The organism is Mycobacterium pinniadriaticum (assembly GCF_026242045.1).
GTDB lineage: Bacteria > Actinomycetota > Actinomycetes > Mycobacteriales > Mycobacteriaceae > Mycobacterium > Mycobacterium pinniadriaticum.
This window is the reverse complement of record NZ_JAPJDO010000034.1, coordinates 34,760-57,130: the sequence shown is the minus strand read 5'-3', so window position 1 is coordinate 57,130 and position 22,371 is coordinate 34,760. Positions and strand designations below refer to the sequence as shown.

19 protein-coding genes are annotated in these 22,371 nt (G+C 64.1%); 16 read left to right on the top strand and 3 right to left on the bottom strand.

What is annotated here, in order from left to right; translation table 11 throughout:
- The first annotated feature begins 31 nt into the window (after nt 1-31).
- Both ORI27_RS26235 and ORI27_RS26230 read left to right on the top strand, forming a co-directional pair.
- Nucleotides 32-1,417 (top strand): OB-fold domain-containing protein, encoded by a 1,386-nt coding sequence (locus ORI27_RS26235; protein WP_266000024.1) that lies wholly within the window; start codon nt 32-34, stop codon nt 1,415-1,417.
- Entirely contained in the window at nt 1,414-2,592 is a 1,179-nt protein-coding gene (locus ORI27_RS26230) for a thiolase domain-containing protein (RefSeq protein WP_266000022.1), read from the top strand. The genes ORI27_RS26235 and ORI27_RS26230 overlap by 4 nt, the downstream gene beginning before the upstream one ends.
- A 21-nt stretch (nt 2,593-2,613) precedes the next feature.
- On the opposite strand, the gene ORI27_RS26225 is transcribed toward ORI27_RS26230, so the two are convergent.
- On the bottom strand, nt 2,614-3,294 hold the full coding sequence (locus ORI27_RS26225) for a TetR/AcrR family transcriptional regulator (protein ID WP_266000021.1): 681 nt from the start codon (nt 3,292-3,294) through the stop codon (nt 2,614-2,616).
- A 268-nt stretch (nt 3,295-3,562) separates the two neighbouring features.
- On the opposite strand from ORI27_RS26225, the gene ORI27_RS26220 reads away from it, so the two are divergent.
- From ORI27_RS26220 to ORI27_RS26200, 5 genes are all read left to right on the top strand, one after another.
- A complete protein-coding gene (locus tag ORI27_RS26220; protein WP_266000019.1) occupies nt 3,563-4,537 on the top strand; it encodes a dihydrodipicolinate synthase family protein in 975 nt (324 codons plus the stop codon).
- Nucleotides 4,537-4,983, top strand: coding sequence for a cupin domain-containing protein (locus ORI27_RS26215; RefSeq protein ID WP_266000018.1), 447 nt, complete (start codon nt 4,537-4,539; stop codon nt 4,981-4,983). Before ORI27_RS26220 ends, ORI27_RS26215 begins: the two co-directional genes overlap by 1 nt.
- A 37-nt stretch (nt 4,984-5,020) precedes the next feature.
- Nucleotides 5,021-6,592: a class I adenylate-forming enzyme family protein gene (locus ORI27_RS26210; RefSeq protein ID WP_266000017.1), complete on the top strand. Its 1,572-nt coding sequence runs from the start codon at nt 5,021-5,023 to the stop codon at nt 6,590-6,592.
- Between the two features lie 10 nt (nt 6,593-6,602).
- Entirely contained in the window at nt 6,603-8,420 is a 1,818-nt protein-coding gene (locus ORI27_RS26205; RefSeq protein WP_266000016.1) for a flavin-containing monooxygenase, read from the top strand.
- A 135-nt stretch (nt 8,421-8,555) separates the two neighbouring features.
- A complete protein-coding gene (locus ORI27_RS26200) occupies nt 8,556-9,710 on the top strand; it encodes an FAD-dependent monooxygenase (RefSeq protein ID WP_266000015.1) in 1,155 nt (384 codons plus the stop codon).
- 87 nt (nt 9,711-9,797) lie between these two features.
- On the opposite strand, the gene ORI27_RS26195 is transcribed toward ORI27_RS26200, so the two are convergent.
- A complete protein-coding gene (locus tag ORI27_RS26195; RefSeq protein WP_266000014.1) occupies nt 9,798-11,441 on the bottom strand; it encodes a GMC family oxidoreductase in 1,644 nt (547 codons plus the stop codon).
- 210 nt (nt 11,442-11,651) lie between these two features.
- On the opposite strand from ORI27_RS26195, the gene ORI27_RS26190 reads away from it, so the two are divergent.
- From ORI27_RS26190 to ORI27_RS26165, 6 genes are read left to right on the top strand one after another with little or no spacing between them, the layout of a single operon-like run.
- A complete protein-coding gene (locus ORI27_RS26190) occupies nt 11,652-12,929 on the top strand; it encodes a cytochrome P450 (protein WP_266000013.1) in 1,278 nt (425 codons plus the stop codon).
- Between the two features lie 31 nt (nt 12,930-12,960).
- Nucleotides 12,961-13,158: a ferredoxin gene (locus tag ORI27_RS26185; protein ID WP_266000012.1), complete on the top strand. Its 198-nt coding sequence runs from the start codon at nt 12,961-12,963 to the stop codon at nt 13,156-13,158.
- Nucleotides 13,155-13,970 carry a maleate cis-trans isomerase family protein gene (locus tag ORI27_RS26180; protein ID WP_266000011.1) on the top strand — a complete coding sequence of 272 codons (816 nt, stop codon included), beginning with the start codon at nt 13,155-13,157 and terminating at the stop codon, nt 13,968-13,970. The genes ORI27_RS26185 and ORI27_RS26180 overlap by 4 nt, the downstream gene beginning before the upstream one ends.
- The gene (locus ORI27_RS26175; RefSeq protein WP_266000010.1) at nt 13,967-15,631 is read left to right on the top strand and encodes an FAD-dependent oxidoreductase; all 1,665 of its coding nucleotides are present in this window, start codon (nt 13,967-13,969) and stop codon (nt 15,629-15,631) included. Before ORI27_RS26180 ends, ORI27_RS26175 begins: the two co-directional genes overlap by 4 nt.
- Nucleotides 15,628-16,779, top strand: a complete 1,152-nt coding sequence (locus tag ORI27_RS26170) for an acyl-CoA dehydrogenase family protein (RefSeq protein WP_323055673.1) — start codon at nt 15,628-15,630, stop codon at nt 16,777-16,779. The genes ORI27_RS26175 and ORI27_RS26170 overlap by 4 nt, the downstream gene beginning before the upstream one ends.
- Nucleotides 16,780-16,789: 10 nt before the next feature.
- Nucleotides 16,790-18,034, top strand: a complete 1,245-nt coding sequence (locus ORI27_RS26165) for an acyl-CoA dehydrogenase family protein (protein ID WP_266000008.1) — start codon at nt 16,790-16,792, stop codon at nt 18,032-18,034.
- Nucleotides 18,035-18,186: 152 nt separating this feature from the next.
- On the opposite strand, the gene ORI27_RS26160 is transcribed toward ORI27_RS26165, so the two are convergent.
- Nucleotides 18,187-18,975: an enoyl-CoA hydratase/isomerase family protein gene (locus ORI27_RS26160; RefSeq protein WP_266000007.1), complete on the bottom strand. Its 789-nt coding sequence runs from the start codon at nt 18,973-18,975 to the stop codon at nt 18,187-18,189.
- Between the two features lie 251 nt (nt 18,976-19,226).
- Here ORI27_RS26160 and ORI27_RS26155 point away from each other — a divergent pair, with 251 nt between their 5' ends.
- The 3 genes from ORI27_RS26155 to ORI27_RS26145 are packed head-to-tail and all read left to right on the top strand — an operon-like array spanning nt 19,227 to nt 22,357.
- Nucleotides 19,227-20,417, top strand: coding sequence for a thiolase family protein (locus tag ORI27_RS26155; protein WP_266000006.1), 1,191 nt, complete (start codon nt 19,227-19,229; stop codon nt 20,415-20,417).
- Between the two features lie 5 nt (nt 20,418-20,422).
- Nucleotides 20,423-20,830: a Zn-ribbon domain-containing OB-fold protein gene (locus tag ORI27_RS26150; RefSeq protein ID WP_266000005.1), complete on the top strand. Its 408-nt coding sequence runs from the start codon at nt 20,423-20,425 to the stop codon at nt 20,828-20,830.
- 54 nt (nt 20,831-20,884) lie between these two features.
- Complete coding sequence (locus tag ORI27_RS26145) at nt 20,885-22,357, top strand: NAD-dependent succinate-semialdehyde dehydrogenase (RefSeq protein ID WP_266000004.1); 1,473 nt, start codon at nt 20,885-20,887, stop codon at nt 22,355-22,357.
- Nucleotides 22,358-22,371: the final 14 nt, after the last annotated feature.

Sequence of the window (22,371 nt, the reverse complement as noted above, 5' to 3'; positions counted from 1 at the left end):
AAGGAATGGGCATGAGACAAGGACAAGGCTTGTGAGGCAGACCGTCAGCATTCACGCCGTGGGTGCGGCCGCGCCGTCGTTCCGGCTCGCTGCGGCAGACGTCGCCGCCGCATGGGGTTTGAGGGCCGGCAACGGCCAGGTGGGAGTGTGCGCTCCGGATGAGGATGTGCTGACGCTGTCCTGGCTGGCCGTCGTGCGGGCCTTGGCCAACGCGGGTCGATCATCCGGGGAGGTGGACGGTCTGTGGTGGGGCACGACACGGCTGCCCCTGGCGGAGGGCCCGAGCTTGGCGATACTGGGCGCTGCGCTGCGGCTGCGAAGCGATGTCGGCGGTGCTGTGATGAGCGGATCGGCGCACGCCGGCATGGAGGCCCTCACCGGCGCCTGGCACGCGGTTGCTGCCGGAACCACAGAACTTGCCGTTGCCGTCGCCGCCGATGCGTTGGTACCGGGTCTGGGCACAGCGTGGGAGTCGCGGGCCGGGGCGGGTGCGGTCGCGTACGTGCTGACCGCCGCTGACGGCCCGGCGGCGCTCGTGTCGATGACCCAGCGGAGCAAGCCGGTACTCGATCGCTACCGCGGTGACGGCGAGGACTCGACACGAGATGTGTACGACGCGCGCCTGTTTCGCGAGGACGTGTTCTTGCCGATGCTCACCGACGTTGCGAGCGCAACGGGCGACGCGGATTTCTGGTCGCTGCCCGACCCGGACGGCAGGCTCGGCGCAGTTCTTGCTCGTCGTCTTGGCGTAGACGCCTCGCCGTCCGTCTCGGCCTATGCCGAGGTGGGTGATGCCGGCGCGGCCGCTGCGCTGCTGGGCCTTCGGAGGGCCCTGGGTAGCGCCGGCCGGGCCGCGGTGGTCGGGTACGGAGGCGGGCGGGCGACGGGCATCGCCATCGAGGTCAGTGAGACGGTCCCTGGTTGGTGCGACGAACTCGATCGTGGCGTCCCGGTCAGCTACCCCGAAGCGCTCCGTGCCCGCAGGCAACTCGTCGCCTCTGGCGAGCCCGTCCCGATGGGCGTGCCCCCGGCCGGCGGCGCCTTCGTGCGCGGCGGCTTGGAGATGCTGGCCTTGCTGGGAGGCAGGTGCGTCGAGTGTGGCACGGTCAATGTGCCGCCGTCGGTGCATCCCGCGTGCATCGGATGCGGCGCCGACAAATTCGAGATCTGCGAGCTCGAGCGGACCGGCACCGTCCACACCTTCAGTGTGAATCATTCGATGCCGGCACCCTTCGTGGCGCCGTTGCCGCTGGTCATCGTCGACCTCGAGGACGGTGCCCGAGTTCAGTTCCAAGGTCTACCCGAAGATGCGTCGAGCTTGGCGGTCGGTGACCGCGTCGAACTGGTGCTGCGACGCTACGCCCTGGAGCGAGGAGTGCCGGTGTACGGCTACAAAGTACGGAGGATCGCGTCATGAGCTGGAATCGCGTCGCGGTGGTCGGCGCCGGTCTGATCAAGTTCGGCGAACTGTTCGAGCAGAGCTTCGAGCAGATGGCCGCTGGCGCCTTCGAGGCTGCCCTTGCCTCGGTTGACAACGGGATCCCGCGCAGCGCCATCGATTTCGCCGTGGTCGCCACCCAGCGGACGACGTTGTGGGGCCACGAAAGCATCTCGGGCAACACGGTTCCGACCGTGCTGGGTCTCAACGGTATTGCCTGTACCCGAATCGAGAACGCCTGCCCGACCGGCAGCGACGCATTTCGGATCGGTGCGATGGCGGTCGCCAGCGGAGTCTACGAGTGCGTGCTGGTGATCGGTGTGGAAAAGATGCGAGACAAGTCCCCCGACGAGGGACTGCTCGCACGCGCGGCGTCCGGCCATCCTCTCTACCAGCGCGGCGAGTCCGCTCCGGCGTTGTTCGCGCCGTTCGCAACCCGGCACATGCACGAGTTCGGTACCACTCGCGAGATGTTGGCGAGCGTCGCGGTGAAGAACCACCACAACGGTGCACTCGATCCTTACGCGCATTTCCAGAACGAGGTCACCGTCGCCGACGTGCTGAACGGGCCGCCGGTATGCCACCCCTTGCACCTGCTGGACTGTTGTCCACAGACTGACGGCGCCGCCGCTATGCTCCTGGTTTCTGCCGATCGCGCAAGAGAATTCACCGACAAGCCGGTCTATGTAGCCGGATTCGCGATGGCCTCGGACCACCCGTGGATGCACGAGAAGTCCTCCTACGTCGGATTCCAGGCCACGACTCTGGCCGCGGAGCGCGCCTACCGGATGGCCGGGTTGACTCCGGATGACATCGACATGGCCGAGGTGCACGATTGCTTCACCATTACTGAGATCCTCGATATCGAAGACCTCGGTTTCGTCGACAAGGGCAAAGGCGGTATCGCCTCGCTGGAAGGCGAGACGGCCATCGGGGGTCGGATTCCGATCAACACCAGTGGTGGACTGCTGGCCAAAGGCCACCCGATCGGCGCCACCGGTGTCGCCCAGCTCACCGAATGCTGGTGGCAACTGCGCGGCCAGGCCGAAGATCGACAGGTCGACATCCGGCATGGAAATGTTCTGCAGCACAATGTGGGCGGCCGCGGCTCAGGCGTCGCCGTCGTCAACATCCTCACCACCAACACGGCTTGACAAATTCCGCCGGCCCGGGCCTCAGGGGGTGGACGTGGCGCGCTGGATCAGCTCGGTACCCTCGCGGATGAGTTGGAGCCCGCGCTCGACAGGAGTGCCCGTGCGTCGTGTCGGTTCCACAACCCCATGCAGAATGACGTCGACGGCCAGCCGCATGGCCTCCTCCGGGGACTTGTCGATGGTCGCCACGTAATGCCCTTGCATGCCGCTGAGCGCGGCGATGATCGTCAGTGCGGTGGCAGGCGCGTCATGCACGCGAAGGTAGCCTGCCTCGCTGCCTTCATCGAGGGTCCGGGCCAGGAGGTGGAAGTAGGCCAGACGGGATGCGCGGTCGCGCGCGCGGGCGTCGTCGGGCAGCGCGGCTTCGTCGCGCAGCGCGATGCGTATCCAGACGGGGTGCTCGCTGATGAGCTGCCCGAGTCCGAGTATCAGTGCGGTGAGGCGGTGCAGCGGGTCGCCGTCGAGCTCGCGAAGGCCCTCGGTGATGATGTCGCGCTGCTTGGACAGCAGATCGATTCCGGCGGCCAGAATCTGCTCCCGGTTGTCGAAGTAGTGATAGAGCGACGGCCGTGCCATGCCGATGGCGTCGGCGATGTCCTGCAGGGTGGTTTGGTTGAAGCCCTTGCGGTCGAACAGTTCGGCGGCGGCCTCCAGGATCGCCTGTTCCATCTTCTCGAAGCTCACGCCCCGCGGCTTTGTCATCGCTATCTCCAATGCCCTCGTCGAAATCTTGCGAAATCCTCGCCACCAAATCCTCGTCGTACGCATATCTTGACACTCGACACTAGTGTAGTAATCTCGTCGTTAGTGTCGATGTCGGCCTTGTCGCGCGGGTCTCGCAAATCGGAGTCCGGGTGCGCCGAACCGCCCAGGGAAGGACGGCAGTGGACCACAGCGACGTGACGCGTCCGCTCCGCAAGCGTGCGCTGCGCGGTTTTTCGAACAACTTTCAGTGGAAGGGTGGGCAAAGATGCTGAGCGCGCAGGATTTCAAGGGCGTTTACGGAATTCTGCCCACGCCTGCCAAAAGCGGGGCCGACCGCTGGGACGCCACGGACACCGTCGACCTCGACGAAACCGCTCGGCTGACAAACAAACTCATTGAGGACGGCTGCAGCGGCCTGCTCGCGCTGGGGACCACGGGGGAGTGCGGAACCCTCACCGAGGCCGAGTTCGAGGCGTTCACCGACTGCTTCCTCGCCACCGTCGACAAGCGGGTTCCTGCCCTGGTTGGTGCCACGACTCTTGGTACGCATGACACGGTGCGGCGAATGCGGTTCCTGCGTGACCGTGGCGCAGACGGCACCATGCTCGGACTCCCCATGTGGCAGCCATGCAGCGAGGAACAGGCGGTGAAGTATTACGCCTCCATCAGCGAGGCGTTTCCCGACATGGCGATCATGGTCTACGCCAATCAACACGCGTTCCGCTTTGCGTTCCCGCCGTCCTTCTGGTCCGCAGTCACCGACGCCGCGCCGACCGTCACCAGCGCGAAGTTCGCCAGCCCCGCGACCTACCTCGACTGCTTGGCGGCCTCGAAAAACAAGGTCAACTTTCTGCCGATCGACATGATGGCACTCGCGTTCGCCGAGCAATCTCCGGACACCATGACCGCTTTGTGGGCTACCGCAGCGTCCATGGGGCCCCAGCCTTGTGTCGCGTTGATGAATGCGATCGAGGCGAAAGACCTCGACCGCGCCGGAGATGTCACGAGGGACATCGCTTGGGCGAATGAGACATTCATCCCGGGCGGCGACCTTGCCGAGTTCGCCCGGTACAACCTGCAACTGGAGAAGATGCGGTTCAATGCGTCCGGTTACTGCAATGCCGGCCCGATTCGTCCGCCATACGATGTCGTCCCGGAGGGGTACGCAGAAGGCGCCCGCGAGTGCGGCCGCCGCTGGGCCGAGCTGGTGGAGAAGTACTCATCTGTAGGAGCGAAATAATGACGACCACGCCGGAGATGCCCAAGATCCCCGATGACGAGAAGGTCGTCTCCGAACTCGCTAGTGCGATCGATCCGGACAACCTGCGGAGCCTCGTTTTTCCACTGTCGAACTACCAACAGTTCGATGACAGGATGCCGACTGTCGTGCTGGGCTACCTCACCGGTCAGATCGGTATGTGCGTATGGAATCTCGAACCGGGTCAGCAGAACGACTATCACGTCCACCCCACCACGGAGCACATGCACATCGTCATCGAGGGGGAGTGCGAATATTCCCTGGGTGATGCGGAGCCGGTGATCATCAGGGTCGGGGATGCCGTCATGGTTCCGGCGGGGATCGCCCACGGAATTCGTAACATCAGCGACAAGCGGACGTCCTACGTCGCCGTGACCAGTCCCGGACCCTACGAGAAGATTCGCGTCGAGCGACCGCAGAGAGGTTGACCTGGGTATGACCCCAAGTTGCGGACCGCGAGACGAAGTGCCCGGCGCTCGTTGGAGTGATCGCGTCGTCGCCGGCGAGGTCGATGGACACCCGTCGCTCATGTACGCCGATCGGGTGCGGTCATTCGGTGCGGTGTTGCAGGAGTCCGCACGTTGGGTCGATCGCGAATACCTGATCCAGGGTGAGCGTCGAGTCACGTTCGGTGACCACGAACGCGCCACAGCCCGTGCTGCGCACGGGCTGTGGCAGGCCGGAGTGCGCCCCGGCGACCGCGTTGGGGTATTCGCCGCCAACAGTCCGGACTGGGTGGCGGTGTTCCATGGCGCGCTGACGCTGGGGGCCATCGTGGCGCCGTTCAACGGCTGGTGGTCCTCCGACGACGTACGTCAAGCGTGTGACTTGGTGTCGCCGGCGGTGGTGGTGGCCGATGAACGCCGATCGCACAAGCTACCGGCGGGCGTGCGTGCAGCCGATTTCGTCGAGATCACCTCGGGTTGCGCCCCGACGTGCGAGCTGCCTGCGGTCACCGACGAAAACAACCCGGCGATGATCCTTTTCACAGCCGGTACCACCGGTTATCCCAAGGGCGCGGTGCTATCTCATCGGTCGCTGATCGCTAATCTTCAGACCTTACTTGTTGTTTCGCGAAAGCTTCCCGATCAGATTCCCGATGACATTGCGCCGAGTGTGACGCTGGTCGGGCTGCCGCTTTTTCACATCGGCGCGATCCAGTTGTTGCTCGTGCCGCTGATGACCGGTAGCAAGGTCGTCTTCTTGGAGGGCAAATTCGACGTCGGGGAGTTCCTACGCTTGGTGGAATCTGAGCACGTGACGATGTTCTCGGGCGTCCCGACCATGATGGAGCGCATCCTCGCTCACCCAGATCTCGGTCGACACGACTTGTCGTCGTTGCGCACCGTCGTGCTCGGCGGATCGCCGGTGAGCCGAGAGCTACTCGAGCGGATTGGTACGGCGCTGCCGAACACCCGACGACGGGTCGGGCAGACCTACGGATTGACCGAGGCGGGCGGCGTTGTCAGCACAGGAGTCGGCGCCGATATCGAATCGCATCACGGGTGTTCGGGCCGGCTCGCTCCAGTCGTCGAGGCACGGGTGGCCGGTCCCGACGCCGAGGGCAATGGTGAGTTGCTTGTGCGGTCGCCAGCGGCAATGGACGGTTACTGGGGGCTGCCGGACGATCCGACCCTGGACAGCGACGGCTGGATCCGAACGGGTGACATCGGTCGCGTCGACGGCGACCGCTACCTGTACATCAGCGGCCGGGTCAAAGAAATCATCATTCGGGGCGGCGAAAATGTCTCGGCAGCAGCGGTCGAAGCCGCATTGGCCAGGCACCCGGCGATCGCCGAGGTTGCTGTGGTCGGCCTACCCGATCCTGACCTCGGTGAGATCGTTGCCGCGGCAGTCATGCTGGCTGACGGCCAGGTTGTCGAGGTCGGAGAGCTCGACGCGTGGGCCCGAAAGAATCTGGCGCACTACGCCGTTCCCGCCAAGTGGTGGATTCGATCAGCTCTGCCCACAAATGACGCCGGCAAGATCTTGAAGCGTGAGCTGATCGCAGCCTGGCCTGTCGGCGTCGAGGTCTAAGGCACGGTTCATGGAAAAGGGCGCGATGTCGATCCTGGACATGCAGCACGACACATCGATTGCGGCACAGACGCAGGCGTGGCTCAGCAGCATCGAGCAGGCAGTTCGCCGACACGACCGCGAGGCCTTCGACGACTTATTTCTGCCTGAGTCATTCTGGCGCGATGTCGTCTCGCTGACCTGGGATACCTGCCAGTTCTGGGGCCGGGACGACCTGCGGGAAGCCATGTTCGAGCACGTTGCCTCGGCCGGGTTCACGAGCCTGCGTATCGACGAGGAGCGTTCGGCACCACAACTCGCCGAATTTCTCGGCAAGCCGGTTGTCGAAGTCTTCTTTGCCTTCACCACGGCCGTCGGCTCCGGCAAGGGATTCGTCCGGTTGACGCCTGACCCATCGGGCGCGGCCGGTCTGCGCTGCTGGATGATCGCCACCTCGCTGGTGGCGTTGGACTGTGCGGTAGAGCCCGAGGGCCGGCATCCGCGGCTGGGATTTGACCCCGCATATCCAGGTCAGACCTGGGCGGAGTGGGTCACGGCGAAATCGGATTTCTCCCAACGTGATCCGGATGTGCTTATCATCGGGGGCAGCCACTCCGGTCTGAGCGTGGGCGCCCGTTTCGAGCGCAAGGGCGTCTCCTATCTCATCGTCGAGAAGAACCAGAATCCCGGCGACATGTGGCGAGGTCGCTATGAGTCGTTGGCCCTGCACACACCGACGTGGATGAACGATCTGCCCTACCTGCCGCTGCCCAAGGACTGGGCCGATTTCTTGCCCAAGGACCGCTGGGCCGACTGGCTTGACAGCTATGCCAGGCTGATGAACCTCAACTTCTGGGGATGCACCGAGGCGCTGGGCGCGTCATTCGACGAAACCACCCGAACCTGGGCGGTGCGGCTGCGCCGGCCTGACGGCTCGGTGCGCATCATGCACCCCAAACACATGGTGCTGGCGGTCGGTGGCGTGGGCGGTAGGCCCCGGATTCCCGACCTATCGGGTTTGGAGGAGTTCGAGGGCGAGGTCTTGCATTCGTCGGGCTTCAATAGCGGCGCCGCCTACAAGGGCAAGACCGTCTTGGTGGTCGGTTCGTCCACCACTGCCCACGACATCTGCCTGGATCTGTACCACAAGGGTGCCTGCCCGACGATGGCCCAGCGTGGTCCGACCTGCGTCGTCAACATCGACGAGGTAGTCAAGTTCAGCGCGGACTACGGCAGGTTACCCGTCGAAGAGGCTGACCAGCTGCGTAGCTCCATGAGCCTCCCCCTGATGATCAGGCGTGCCCAGGCATACACCCGGACTACCGAAGAGTCGCATGCCGAATTGCACAGGGGCCTGCGAGCGGCTGGCCAGAAGCTGACCATCGGTCCCGACAACACTGGGTGGTCCATCAAGCTGTTCCGCGAGGCGGCCGGCTATTACCTCAATGTCGGCGCTTCCGAGGCTATTGTCGACGGCCACATCACAATGCTCGATTTCGGCCGGATTCAGCGCTTTGTCGCCGGCGGCGCCTTACTCACGGACGGTAGCACCATGCCACTGGACGTCGTCGTGCTGTGCACGGGCTATCACGACTTGTCTCAAGACATCGAAGCGTTGCTCGGCGCGGAGATAGCGCGCAAGATCGGCCGCTGCGTCGGTGTCGCCGAAGACGGCGAGTACCGCACGATGAGCCGTCCCACGGCGCAGCCGCACCTCTGGTTGATCAACGGTGGCATCGTCGATGCACGCAAGTCCAGCGACATCCTGGCGCTGCAGATCATTGCGCAAATGAACGGACTGGTACCGAGTTTGGTGCGTCAGCCCGACGGTCGAGTCAGCCCGATGTGATGACGGGGCACGCCGGACCATCCCTGCGCCCTGATGCCGGGCCAACTCCCCGCCGGCTCGGCGTGGTAACGGGTGCGGTAATGGGCAGGGTGTAGGCATGTCGGCAGTCGGTAACGCGAGGAAGGACGGGTTGCAGTGGTCGATGTTGCGATAGTGGGTGGAGGGGTCGGTGGCCTCACCGCCGCCCTCTCGCTGCAGCACGCGGGCGTCAAAGTAGCGGTATACGAGCGAGCGCCGGAACTCCTCGAGTTGGGCGCCGGCCTGATTGTGTCGAAACCCGCGATGCGCGCCCTGAATTTCTTGGGGGTCGGCGCAAACGTGCGCGCGCTCGCGGGCAAGTACCCGGAGACGGGTTACCACGTCATGAAGCACTACGCCACCGGCGAGGTGATCGCACCGGCCATCGCGCACGGAAGCGGTCCCGACCGGCCCTGCGCGATGCATCGGGCCGATCTGCAAAGTGTCCTCGTCGACGGTGTGCGGGCGAACGATCCTGAATGCCTACATCTGGGCCACGAGTTCGCCAGCCTGGAGCAGGACGGTCGCGGGCCGATCCGGCTGTCGTTCAGCAACGGCGAGATAGTGTCGGCCGACGTCGTAATCGGTGCCGACGGCTGCGCCTCGGCGGTGCGATCCAATGTGTTCGGCGAGGAGGCGGTTGACTTCACCGGCAAGGTGTCCTATCGCGGGCTCATCCCGCGGAAGCTGATGACACCAGAGCTCGAAACCATGAACGGTGTCTACTACCTCGGACCCGAGCGAATGTTCCTGACCTACTCCGTCCGCGGGACCGATTTCCTCAATGTGGTGGCCCATTCTCGTCAACTCGGATGGGCCGAAGAGGGATGGTCGATCCCCGCAACCAACGCCGAGCTGCTCGAGTTGTACTCCGACTTCTGTGCCCCGGTACACCGTGTGATTGAAGCGATCCCGCCGGAGTCCTTGTTCAAGTGGGCATTGCGCGACCGTTCGCCGAGCCCCCGCTGGGTGAACGGCCGGGTGGCGCTGTTGGGTGATGCTGCGCATCCGATGCTTCCGTTCCTCGGTCAGGGCGGCAACCAAGCGATCGAAGACGGCACCGTGTTGGGTCGCTGCTTCGAAACGACCGGAGACATCGACGACGCGTTGGCCCGTTACGAGAAGGTGCGCAAAGACCGGGGCAACGGAGTGCAGACCATGACCCGGGCGACCGCCGAGGCCCAAATGAGATTCGAGAATCTCGAGGAGGTTGTCTTCTCGAAGTCGGCAGAAGCCATCTACGAGTACGACCCTGCGACCGTCACCGTGTGATTGAGATGGAGATGCAGAGGGGTGGCGGCAGGTGCTGCGTCGCAGATCGCGGCCGCCCCTCGAGTGCCGTGGCCGGCCCGCTCCTGCTCAACCGCCAGGCAGCCTGGACTTGTCGAGGATGAGATCGCCGGCACGCTCGGCGACCATGATGACCGGAGCGTTGGTGTTGCCGCTGGTGATGGTGGGAAACACCGAGGCATCGACGACACGGAGCCCGGTGACGCCTCGCACTCGCAGCTGAGGGTCGACGACCGCGCCCTCGTCGGAGCCCATCCGGCAGGTTCCGACCGGATGGTACGGCCGAAACGACTGCCGTCGCAGGTAATCCGCCCATTGGTCGTCGGTCTGCACGTCCTCGCCCGGCATCTCCTCGAGGACCTGTCGGGCGCGCATCACCGGTGTGCGGAAGATCTCGCGGGCCTGGCGGCAGGCGGCGATCAGGGCGGTCATGTCCTCACCGGCGACGAGGGAGTGCTCGATGATCGGGTTGGCAGCGGGGTCGGCCGATGCCAGGCGCACGCTGCCTCGGCCCGTCGGGTGGACGAAGCTCGGATACAGCATCACGCGGTTCTTGACGATCTTGACGTCATAGAGGCCGTGGGTGTCCTCAGCCTCGGAGTTCTGGCCGAATTCCATGCCGACCGGCATCAAGATGATCTCGGTTTCGGTGGGTCTTTCGCCTGTGATCGGTGCGAACACCACAGCCGCGCCGCCGGCCAACGTCATTGCGCCCCGGCCGCGAAGGAAGAAGTCGATCGCGTGTCGGATCGCCCGGGTGGGGCGCAGTTCCTCGCCAAGAGTCCGGGCGGTCGTGCGGTACCGCATGAGGCCGTAGGCGTGCTCCTGAAGATTGGTGCCGACGGCGGGCGCATCGAGCTGGACGTCGATGCCAAGAGCGCGGAGATGCTCGGCCGGTCCGATACCCGAAAGCATCAGCAGCTTAGGCGAATTCAGCGCTCCGGCGCTCACGATGACCTCTGTGGTGGCCTCCGCCTGCCGTCGCCGTCCTCGGTGTTGGTACACCACGCCGGTGGCCCGTGCCCCGTCGATCAGCACCTTGCTCGCCACCGCACCGGTACGGATCGTCAGGTTCGGGCGTTTGCGGGCCGGTGCCAGATACGCTCGCGCCGTGCTGCTGCGATACCCGCGTCGCTGAGAGACCTGTGCGCGGGAGACCCCCTGTTGGTACTCGCCGTTGTAGTCGGGGTTGAGCTCGTGGCCCGCCGCTACGGCCGCGGCGAGGAAGTCGTCGATGGAGTCGAGAGGCATCGCGACAGGGGTCACGCCGACCGGTCCGCTACTGCCGCGGTAGCGGCTGGGCGAGCCCGCGAAGGTCTCGGCTCGTTTGAAATAGGGCAATACGTCGTCGTAGCCCCAGCCGGCGCAACCCGAATCACGCCACGCATCGAAGTCGGAACGGTCGCCGCGCACCCAGAACATCATGTTGATCGAACTTCCGCCGCCGAGCACCCGGCCGGCAGCCCACGTGTCGGGCATATTGTTTCGCGACGGGTCAGGGGCGCCTGTCATACGCCAATCGAAGCGTTCGGGCAGTCGCGCGAGACCCGCGGGGATGCGGATCAGCGGGTGGCGATCCCAACCCCCTGCCTCCAACAAAAGCACGTGCGTAGCGGGGTCCGCCGACAGCCGATTGGCCAGGACGCAGCCAGCCGAACCGCCGCCGACGATGACGTAATCCCACTGCGTGCGTTCAGATTCGCGAGATGTCACTCGCTCGCCTCCATGCGTTGCCAGCCACTCACGTGGTTCATCGGATCGCGCTGGCAGGTCGGTTCCTGCAAGCGCCGGAAGCGACCATAACAAGAAATAGTTGACTGGGTCGATATAGTTTTAAAATAGTTGACCTGGTCGATGAAATCGAGCTAGGTTGAGGTGGATGCAGGCGCGTGACGGCGCCGCGGTCAACAGCGGGAGATCTCCATGACGAGTACTGCGGCGCAACGCAAGTACGACGTAATCGACTTGTCGGCAGACAATCTCTGGGCCGGGCCGCCGGACGAGCGGGATCGGCTGTTTGCCGAGCTTCGCCGCGACCGTCCGGTCAGTTGGCAACGTCCCTTCGTCACTCCGATGATGACGCTGCTCGGCCAAGAGCCACCGCCCGGGTACTGGGCGGTGGTCAGCCGCGAGGACATCGTGACCGTGAGTCGTAACACCGAGGTGTTCTCCCACGCGAGCGGTGTCATGTTCGAAGACCTACCTGACGAGGTCAGGCGAACCTCATTTCTTCTCGCGATGGATGAACCTGCGCATGGCAAATACCGCAGGCTCGTCAGTTCAGTGTTCACTCCGAAGCGTCTGGCCCAGATCCGTGATCAGATCGACAACCAGGCTCGGCTGATCGTCGACGACATCGCGCAGCACTCCGACGACGTGGAGTTCGTCAGTACCGTCTCGGCGCGCCTGCCGTTGTGGACGGTTTCAGAGATGGTCGGTGTTCCTGAGGAATGGCACGACGAGATACGCGAAGCCGCACTGGGATTGGTCGGCCAGAACGATGCGGAGGTCGTCGGCGATTCGGACCCGGTAACCGTCATGGTCAGCTCGGTCCAGACCTTGCACGACCGGTGCCACCAGATCATCGACGCCCGCCGCCGCAAGCCGGAGAACGACCTCATCACCGCCTTGGCGCAAGCCGAGATCGACGGAGAGCGATTGACCGACGACGACATCTCGAACTTCTTCACGCTGCTGTGCGTCGCGGGCAGCGACGCTCCGATGCACGCCACCACGCACACAGTTCGCGCATTGAGTGCCCACCCCGAGCAGCGCGCGTATCTCCTGGATGATTTGGACGGGCGTCTGGACACCGCGATCGAGGAGTTCCTTCGCTGGTCCACACCGCCCATGACATTCCGCCGCACCGCACTACAGCCCTATGAGCTGTCAGGTGCCATGATCGAGCCGGGGGACCGAGTGGTCATCTTCGTCAACTCCGGCAATCGCGACGAGAAGTGGTTCGCTGACCCATACCGCTTCGACATCACCCGTAAGCCCAACCCTCACATCGCGTTTGGGGGCGGAGGCCCGCACTACTGCCTGGGCAGTCATGTCGCAAAGATGCAGCTGAGAGCGATCTTCACCGAGCTGTATCGCCGGCTGCCCGACATCGAAACCGTTGGCGAACCTGAGTATCTGGCAAGCACGTTCATTCACGGCATCAAACGCCAGTATGTCCGGTTTACCCCTGAGTCCTGACCGCAAGAGATCGGCGAAGTTGGATACACCAATGAAAATCGAAGTAGACCGCGTCAAATGTACGGGGATGGGTCTGTGCGAGGTAGCAGCACCGGCGATCTTCGAAGTAGGTGAGGACGGGCAGACGCACGTTCTCGTCGAGAATGTGCCGGACGCCGACCGGGCGGCGGTCGAGGAGGCGGTGGCGAACTGCCCGGCGATGGCACTGTCGTTGAAGCAGGGCGAATGAGTCTCAGCCTGAATGCGCCGACCCGGCTGGGCCTGATCGTGCCGAGCTCGAACACGACGATGGAAACCGAGCTTCCCGAGATGTTCGCGCGCCGGACGCATCTCACCCCTGATGAGCGATTCACTTTTCACTCCAGCCGGATGCGGATGCAGCACGTCAGCGCCGAGGCCCTCTTGCAGATGGATCGCGACAGCAACCGGTGCGCCGTCGAACTCGCCGATGCTCAGTGTGACGCGATGGCCTATGCATGTCTGGTCGCGATCATGTCGCAAGGGGCCGGCGCCCACATCGACGCCGAGGACCGGCTTACGAAGGTCGCCCGCGAGGAGGGTTGTAGCGCACCTGTCTTGTCCAGCGCAGGAGCGCTGCTGCGTGGTCTCGCTGCCCTTGGCGCGCGCCGGATCTCGATGGTCACGCCGTATGTGCCGGAACTGTCTCAGAAGGTGCGCGACTACATCGAGGATGCCGGGGTGGAGGTGGTCGACATGGTCAGTCTCGGTGTCGCCGACAACTGCGCTGTCGGGCGGCTGGACCCGGTCAACCTCCCGGAGATCGCCGCCGGTCTGACGCGGACCGGGTGCGATGCGGTCGTCCTGTCGGCATGTGTGCAGATGCCTTCCCTCGCTGCGATCCCCGAGGCTGAGGCGCGTCTCGGCTTGCCCGTGCTCTCGGCGGCGACGGCCACCACCTACGACCTGTTGACCGCACTCGGGCGTTCGACCGTGGTGCCCGATGCCGGCCATCTCCTCAGCCACGCATTCGCGGCCAATACGCCACGGAGCGGGGAGCGGCGTGGAAAAGGGGACAAGTGAGCGATCAAGCAACCTCGGGACCTGACGACTGGGACGAGGTGTACGACCTGGTCATTGTGGGCAGCGGCGCGGCCGGGCTCACGGCAGGCATTGCGGCTGCCCGCAGAGGGCTCAAAGCCCTCCTGGTGGAGAAGGCGCCGGTGTGGGGCGGTACGTCGGCACTTTCGTTGGGTGGTGTCTGGATTCCGGCGAATCCGGTGATGCTCGAGTCAGGTTGTCGGGACTCGACCGAGAACGCAATCCAGTTCCTTCGTGACGTCGTCCCTCCCGATGGGCTTGCCACCGCACCGGACAGGCAGGCTGCATTCGTCCAGAACGGCCCGCGGATGGTCGCCGAGCTGATTGAAGCGGGAATGCGCTGGGACGCTGAGGTGCATCATCCCGATTACATCTCCGAGGACCCACACGCCGCCCAGGGGCGATGCCTTGACGAGGCCCTCTTCGACGGCAAGAAGCTAGGTCCATGGTTGAAGACCCTGCGGCACAGCACTCTTGCCCCCTACGCGGTACAACTAGCGGACTTGCCGCTGATGGGGAAAGGCAGTATGCGCAGGCTGGCCTACGTGGTTCTACGGCACTACGGCCGTAGGCTGCGTGGCGAACAGCCACTCGGCGCCGGCGCAAGCCTTGTTGGACAGCTCATGTACATCCTGCAGAAATATCAGGTCCCGGTGCGGCTCGAGACGTCCATCGACGAGGTGGTGTTCAACAGTGGTACGGCGGTCGGCGTCGTGACCCGCTCGCAGGGGGCGCGACGGCGGATCGGCGCACGCGCGGGTGTTGTTCTCTGTGCGGGCGGGTTCGCCCACGACGATGCGTTGCGCACCCGCATGCACCACATGACCGGCGCGCTGTCGAGCGCATGTCCGGACGACACCGGCGACATCATCAAGATGGCTGACGAGATGGGTGCCATGACGCAGCTTTCCGATGATGCCTGGTGGACTACCACCTACGCCCTGCCGGACGGGTCGCCTTCTCCGTCGCACTTCGAGCGCTCGGTACCCTTCGGGCTCTGTGTGGGCTCGGACGGAAAACGCTTTGTCAACGAGTCACGGGACTACTATCACTTCGCACGGGCCATCGTCCAGCGCGGAGGGGAGCCGGTGTGGCTGATCTTCGAGTCACGGCACCGCAAGCGCTACCCGTTCCTGGGTAACCCCCCGCGCGTCACACCACGATGGATGCTCAGGAGCGGATTCCTCAAGACTGGCAACAGTCTTCAGGAGCTGGCCCGCACGTGTGGTATCGACGAAGCCAACCTGACGGCCACCGTGCAACGTTTCAACGCCTTCGCGCGATCCGGGATCGACGACGACTTCCACCGTGGCGAATCGAAATACGACAGACACTGGGGTGACCCGAGGCAGACGCCGAATCCGAATCTCGGACCACTCGAACGTCCGCCCTTCTACGCGGCGCAGGTACACGCGGGCGACCTGGGCACCAAGGGCGGATACGTAACCGACGGCGATGGGCAGGTGCTGGGTGAAGATGGAACGCCGATGACGGGTCTGTACGCCGCGGGCAACGTCACGGCTTCGATCATGGGCAAGTCCTATCCCGGCCCCGGCGTCACCCTGGGCCCAGCCATGACGTTTGCCTTCCTGGCGGCCGAACACGCCGCCAAGCGGCTCCAAACGAGCCACACTCGGCCTTGACAAGGCCCCATTTACGATGTGGAGATCTGGTATTGACAACCGAACTCGAGCTTGACCAGAGGCCGCTTCGAGACGCTGCGCGGAAGTTCCTCGATCACTACGCCTCCTCGGCGCAGGTGCACCAAATAGCCTGTTCCACACCAAGTCTGGATAGGACATACTGGTCGGCCGCAGCCGAGCTGGGCTGGACATCCCTACTCGTGCCCGAGAACGCCGGCGGTGGCAGCATCAGTGGTCGTCCCTTCGCCGACGTCGCCGTTCTGGCCGAAGAGGCTGGCCGCCATGTGGCTCCGGGGCCGCTCGTGCCCTGCAACGTGGTCGCATGGGTCCTTTCGCGGGACGATGCCGAGCCGACTGGCGACGCGCTGAGCTCGGTTCTCGATGGAAGTGCGGTGGCGGCTTGGTCTCTCGTGGAACCGGGCAGCGGCTGGGATCCGGACGCTGTCGCGGTGCGGGCCACCCGCGCCCCCGGCGGGCATACGGTGACCGGCATCAAGACTGTCGTCGAGGCCGCACCGGATGCCGACGTCTTCCTGGTCTCCGCACGTGATGAGGACGGCGTCGGGCTGTACTTGGTCGACAGATCGGCACCGGGTGTGGCGGTGACGCCGAAGCGCGGACTCGATCCGACACGTGGATTCGGCACCGTAGAATTCGCCACGGCACCCGCAACCAAGGTCGCCGGAGGCGATGCGGGACGGCGCATTTCCGAATCGGCCTATTGTGCTGCGATCGCCATTCAAACCGCCGAGACGGCGTCGCTGATGCGCCATGTCTTCGAGATCACCCTCGACTGGGTGACCAAACGATATGCATTTGGGCGAGTTGTCGGCTCCTACCAGGCGATCAAACATCGCTTGGCCGAGCACTACTTGGCTCTCGAAGTCGCCACGGGCGCCGCGGCCGGGTTGGCCACCGCACTGGACGAGGGGTCGCCGGAGGCATCGGCTCTGGCGAGTGCGGCCAAGGCCTACATCGGCGACGCCGCCGTCGCTCTCGTTCAGGACGCGATCCAACTGCATGGGGGAATCGGTATGACGTGGGAGCACGATCTGCACCTCTACCTGCGGCGCGCGTCGACGAACCGCGTGGTTTATGGCGATCCGGCCGCACACCGTGAGCGGCTGTGCCGGTTGGCCGGAGTCTGAGGAGGCGTCAATGGCTACCGAAACAGAGGCTGACGGCCGGCCGGCGGTCCCCTCGGATATCACCGAATTTCGTTCTTATGTCAGGCGATGGCTACCCGGCGGGCTCCCGAAGTCGGGTAGCCAATCCCGAACCGGCGAGCCCCTCGAGGAGCAGGCCGCACGGCACCGGGAACTGCAACGGCGGCTGTGGGACGCGCATCTGGCCGGTATCTGTTATCCGGTCGAATACGGTGGACTCGGTCTGACGCGTGAGCATCAGGCAGCGTTCCTTGACGAGACGGCCGGGTATGAATTGCCGACGATTATGGCCGTCACGCACGCCGTGATCCTGCCGACGCTACTGGATTTCGGCACACCCGAGCAGTGCGCGGGTCACGTCCCAGCGGCACTGCGCGGCGAAGAGATCGCCGTGCAGCTGCTTTCGGAACCCAGTGGCGGTTCGGACATGGCCGGTGCGCTGACGCGGGCGATCAAGGATGACGATATCTTCATCATCAACGGCGCCAAGGTCTGGAGCACGGGTGCACAGGTGGCAGACTACGGGCTGCTGCTCGCCCGTACCGATCCCGAACTCTCCAAGCACAGTGGCCTGTCGATGTTCGTCGTGCCACTCGATGCCGACGGTGTGACGGTCAACCCGATTCAACTCGCCACCGGTGCCAGTGAGTTCTGTGAAGAGTTCTTCGACGACGTCAAGATTCCGGCGACCAACCTCGTGGGCCAGCTCAACGATGGCTGGGCAGTCGCCTCCCGCCTGCTCTTCCATGAGCGCAGCATGGTCGGCGACAGCGGAATGAACGACTCCCGCTACACCCCTGCAGCCGAGGAACGTTCGGATCCCTTGGTGAATATGGTGCAGCGGCTCGGGACCGGTTCCGACCCGCTGGTTCGGCAACTGTTGGGTGAGGCACTCGCCCTGGCCCACGTGAAGCGTCCTGCCGTAGAGCACATCAGCGAGGGGCTGCGCTCCGGGCGATTCCCAGGCCCGGGGGCCAGCCTGCTCAAACTGCTCAGCTCGCATATCGGATACCGCCGACTGGAGATCGCGATGGAGATTGCCGGTGACAGCGGCATCGTCTGGGAGGGCGCCGACGAAGAGTCGCCCGGAATCCAGTGGCTAGGTGCGCGAGCGCATACCCTCGCAGGCGGCACCACGGAGATGCAGCTCAACCAGATCAGCGAGAGGGTCCTGGGGCTTCCGCGTGACCCGTCGGCAGACCGGGATCTGCCATTCTCCAAGCTGCCGCACAACTAGGACAACAGAGAGGATTGCTCAGAGAGGAAAATGTCCTGGTGCACAACAGAATTCGGGCGGATTATCGCGGGAACCAGCGGTCGCGGCACACTGCGGCATCAGGCGTGTGCAACTTCTCTGCGCTTCATCGGACGTCACGGTGTGAGCCCCGCTCAGTCAAAAGCACTCGGCCACGCCTGGCGGAATTCCGGCTCACGCTTCTCGGCAAATGCGCGCGGCCCCTCGTGAACATCGCCCGACAGCATCACCCGATGGACGACAGCCTCGTAGTAACGCTGCTGCTCGGCGATCAGCGCATTGCGCCAGAACTTCAGTATCTGCTTGGTGCCCCACACCGCTGCTTGGGAGTTCTTACCGATGGCCTCCGCCTTTTCGAGGGCCTTTTCGAGGAGTTCCGATCGCGGCACGACACGCTGCACGAGCCCGAGCCGGAACGCTTCGTCGGCGGTGAGCCGGTCCCCACTGAGCATCAGGTCCATGACGGCACCTATGGGCATGAGGCGGGGCAGCACGTTGACGGCGACCCCGGCGATGATGCCGCGCTTCACCTCCGGCAGGCTGAACCATGCGCTGTCGGCTGCGATTCGGATATCGCAGGAGATTGCGAGTTCGGTTCCGGTGCCGGCGGCGAGTCCGTTGACTGCGGCGATCGTCACTTTCTCGCATTCGGCGATTCCGGCTATGTCGGGACCAAGGGAGATCGGCAGGTAGTCACCGCTGTCAACGTTGGCCGTCATGTCCTTCAAATCAGCGCCCGCGCAGAAGGCTTTGTCTCCGGCAGCAGTGATCACGGCGACGTATTGGTCAGGATCGGCCTGGAATTCCGCGAGCGCGGCCTGCAGCTCGGCGGCGTCGGCGGCGCCTATCGCGTTCAGGCGGTCTGGCTTGCTGATCGTGAATATCGTCGTATGGCCCTGCTTCTCTACCATGATGTTCGGCACAGACATCCCCTTCACGGCGCTTCCATGGGTCTTGCGTTGGGCTCTTGGTCGTCCCGCGGTCGACCAACATTTGACAGATATCAAAGTATAAGCCATTCGCGTGCTAGGCAAGGCCGCCGGACTTTCGAATTTAGTTCGTATCGTTGGGGAGCAGGAACATTGACATTGGAACCAACGTTCGATACACATAAAACTGTCAATGCATATCGACTGGCCCGCTGTGTCAACGGCGACCGCAGCGAGGTGTCGAGGTGGTAAGGAAACTACGCGAGGCGGCGGTTGGCGGCGTCTATCAGACAAAACAGGGTGATTTGTCGGGACGTACCCAGGCCGAGGTCTGGTTCGAATGCGCACTGGGAGCCTGCGAGGATGCCGGCATAACGCTCGGCGACATCGACGGTCTCATCATGGACGGGCCGGAGGGGGTGGGCATCAGGTCCCTGCTGCCCGCGGCCGCGCTGGGGTACGACCTTCTGGGTAAACCCTTTCGGTTCCATGCCTCGAGTTCGATTGGCGCGTCCGCCGCCGCCGCCGGAATCAATCTCGCCGTCTACGCGGTGTCGACCGGTCTGGCCGACGCCGTGTTGATCGACAATGCGGTTGCCGGCCGACCGGAGGGGCTGGCCAGCGCCAACCGTGACGAGGCGGTCGCGGCGATGGCCAAGATGAGCGGTCCCTACGAGTACGTGTACGGGACGACTCGGGTGTCCGACTACGCGGTGCTGGCACGGCGCCACATGTTTGAGTACGGCACGACCTCAGAACAGCTCGCGGAAGTCGCTGTGGCCCAACGCCATGGGGCAACAATGCATGCGTTGTCGTTCAACGGGCATCGTGGTGAGATAACCATTGATGACGTCGTCAACTCGCGGATGATTGCCGACCCGTTGCACATGCTGGATTGCTGCGCGATCAATCAGGGTGGTGGCGCGATCGTGGTCACCACAGCCGACACTGTGCGAGCTAACAAGAGGCACAGGGCGATCGGCCTGCTTGGCTACGGTGAAGGGCACAGCCACATCGACGTGAACGCCGCACCGTCCTTGGCCTTCTTCGAAGCCGCCCGTCTCGCGGCCGAAACAGCGTTCACATTCGCCGGGGTTTCGCCCGATGAAATCGACGTTGCCGGAATCGGAGATCACTTCACCATCAACGTCCTGTTCGGCCTCGAGGCCGCCGGATTCTGCAAGCCAGGCGAAGGTGGGCAGTTCGTGGAGAATGGAGCGCTGAAAGTCGGTGGACGGCTGCCTACGAATACCGCAGGCGGCTTCCTGTCCTTCAGCCATGCCGGTGCCTGCGGTGCCTTCACCCTGATCGAACTGGTCGAGCAGCTGCGCGGCACGGCCGGCGAGCGCCAGGTCAACGACGCCAAACTCGGCTACCTGAGCGGCTCCGGGGGCGCGATGCAGAACAACTTCTCGGCGATCCTGGGAGAGGTCTGACACCGATGAGTGATCACTGGTTCCTCCCAGAGGGCATTCCCGAATGGCAGCAGCCGTTCTGGGACTCACTCAAGCAGCGCAGCATCCGCATACAACGGTGTGCCTCCTGCAAAGCCTTTCGGCATATCCCGAAAGAACTGTGCGCCCAGTGCCATTCGGCATCGTTCACCTGGGAGCCGGTGTCGGGACGCGGCGTGATCTACACGTACACGATCGTCCACCGCGCCCCGACACCCGCGTATCAGGAAGAGGCGCCGTACGCCATCGTGCACGGGGCGATGGAAGAGGGGTTTCGCATGGTCGCAACCATGACCGGGACCGAGCTGGACTCGGTGGAGATCGGCATGCCGGTTCGCGTCGTATACACCGATCTCTCCCCACAGTGGACAATCGTCGAGTTCCAGTCGGCGTAGGTGTCGGGTGAGCCGGCACAAACATTCAGACAAGACAAGCGAAGTTGGTGGGCAATGACCGAAGGAATCACAAGCAGTTCGGTACCTGTCGTGGAGTCGATGTTCGTCGACGGGGAATGGCGGGCGGCAACATCGAAATCGACTTTTGCCGTGACGAACCCGGCGACCGGGGAGATGCTCGCGCAAGTCTCCGACGGGGCCGCCGCCGACGTTCAGGGCGCAATCGCCGCTGCGGCGAGTGCGTTTCCGGAGTGGTCGAGGCGCACCGCATACCAGCGCGCCGAGGTTCTCTTCGAAGCACACCGTCGGATGCTCGAACGATCCGATGAGCTCGCAAAATTGATGACCGAGGAGCAGGGCAAGCCGATCCGTGCTGCCGGGATCGAGGTCAAGTACGCTGCCGATTTCCTGATCTGGTTCGCCGAAGAGGCGAAGCGAGTCTACGGCCAGACCATCCCATCGGCGCGAGCCGACCAGCGGTTCATGGTGCTACACCATCCCGTCGGCGTCGTGGGTGCGGTGACACCGTGGAACTATCCGATCTCGATGATCACGCGCAAGGTCGCACCGGCGCTGGCGGCTGGTTGCACCGTGGTACTCAAGCCTGCCGAGCAGACACCGCTTTGTGCGATCGAAGTCTTCCGGATCCTCGAAGCCGCGGGCGTACCACCGGGTGTGGTCAACTTGGTGACGACTGCCGATCCGGAGCCGGTCGGCACGGAGTTCGTGAGCAACCCCGCGGTGGCCAAGCTGACATTCACCGGATCGACCTCGGTTGGAAAGCATCTCGCTCAAGGGGCCGCCAGCCGGATGAAGCGATTCTCGATGGAGCTCGGCGGCCACGCGCCCTTCATCGTGTTCGAAGACGCCGACCCGGTTCACGCTGCCAAGGGTGCTGCGATGGTAAAGGTCCTCAACACCGGACAGGCCTGCATCTCCCCGAACCGGATCTTCGTGCATCGGTCGATCAAAGATGCGTTCGTCGAGGTGCTCACCGAGCGCCTTGCAAAGATGAAGGCCGGCAGTGGTTTTACCGAAGGTGTCAGCATCGGGCCGCTCATCGATGCTGATGCAATGGAACGGATGCAACGGCAGGTCGACGACGCGGTGAAGAAGGGTGCGGTCATCGAGACCGGTGGGATGCGACTGACCGCCGACGGGCTGGATCGTGGATTGTTCTTCGCGCCAACCATCCTGGCGGGTGTCACCGACCAAATGGACATCTACCGGGAAGAGACTTTCGGGCCGATCGCGCCGGTGATTGTCTTCGACGACGAGGACGAAGTTATCCAGATGGCCAATGACACCGAGTACGGTCTTGCCAGCTACGTCTACACCCAGAACCTCGCCCGCGCGTGGCGGGTTGTCGAGCAATTGCGCTTCGGCATGGTGGGAGTCAATGACATCAATCCGACTTCGGCTGCGGCTCCCTTCGGCGGGGTCAAGCAAAGCGGGCAGGGCCGTGAAGGTGCTCATGACGGAATTCTGGAGTACCTGGACACCAAGCTCGTGGGCTTCAGCATCTGATTGTATTGAAGGCA

What these genes read in the sequence shown, in the direction of transcription:
- ORI27_RS26150 (WP_266000005.1), top strand. Translation starts at nt 20,423, where the DNA reads ATGAGTGATCACTGGTTCCTCCCAGAGGGCATTCCCGAATGGCAGCAG.
- ORI27_RS26180 (WP_266000011.1), top strand. Translation starts at nt 13,155, where the DNA reads ATGAGTCTCAGCCTGAATGCGCCGACCCGGCTGGGCCTGATCGTGCCG.
- ORI27_RS26165 (WP_266000008.1), top strand. Translation starts at nt 16,790, where the DNA reads ATGGCTACCGAAACAGAGGCTGACGGCCGGCCGGCGGTCCCCTCGGAT.
- ORI27_RS26220 (WP_266000019.1), top strand. Translation starts at nt 3,563, where the DNA reads ATGCTGAGCGCGCAGGATTTCAAGGGCGTTTACGGAATTCTGCCCACG.
- ORI27_RS26190 (WP_266000013.1), top strand. Translation starts at nt 11,652, where the DNA reads ATGACGAGTACTGCGGCGCAACGCAAGTACGACGTAATCGACTTGTCG.
- ORI27_RS26230 (WP_266000022.1), top strand. Translation starts at nt 1,414, where the DNA reads ATGAGCTGGAATCGCGTCGCGGTGGTCGGCGCCGGTCTGATCAAGTTC.
- ORI27_RS26185 (WP_266000012.1), top strand. Translation starts at nt 12,961, where the DNA reads ATGAAAATCGAAGTAGACCGCGTCAAATGTACGGGGATGGGTCTGTGC.
- ORI27_RS26145 (WP_266000004.1), top strand. Translation starts at nt 20,885, where the DNA reads ATGACCGAAGGAATCACAAGCAGTTCGGTACCTGTCGTGGAGTCGATG.
- ORI27_RS26225 (WP_266000021.1), bottom strand. Translation starts at nt 3,294, where the DNA reads ATGACAAAGCCGCGGGGCGTGAGCTTCGAGAAGATGGAACAGGCGATC.
- ORI27_RS26215 (WP_266000018.1), top strand. Translation starts at nt 4,537, where the DNA reads ATGACGACCACGCCGGAGATGCCCAAGATCCCCGATGACGAGAAGGTC.
- ORI27_RS26205 (WP_266000016.1), top strand. Translation starts at nt 6,603, where the DNA reads ATGGAAAAGGGCGCGATGTCGATCCTGGACATGCAGCACGACACATCG.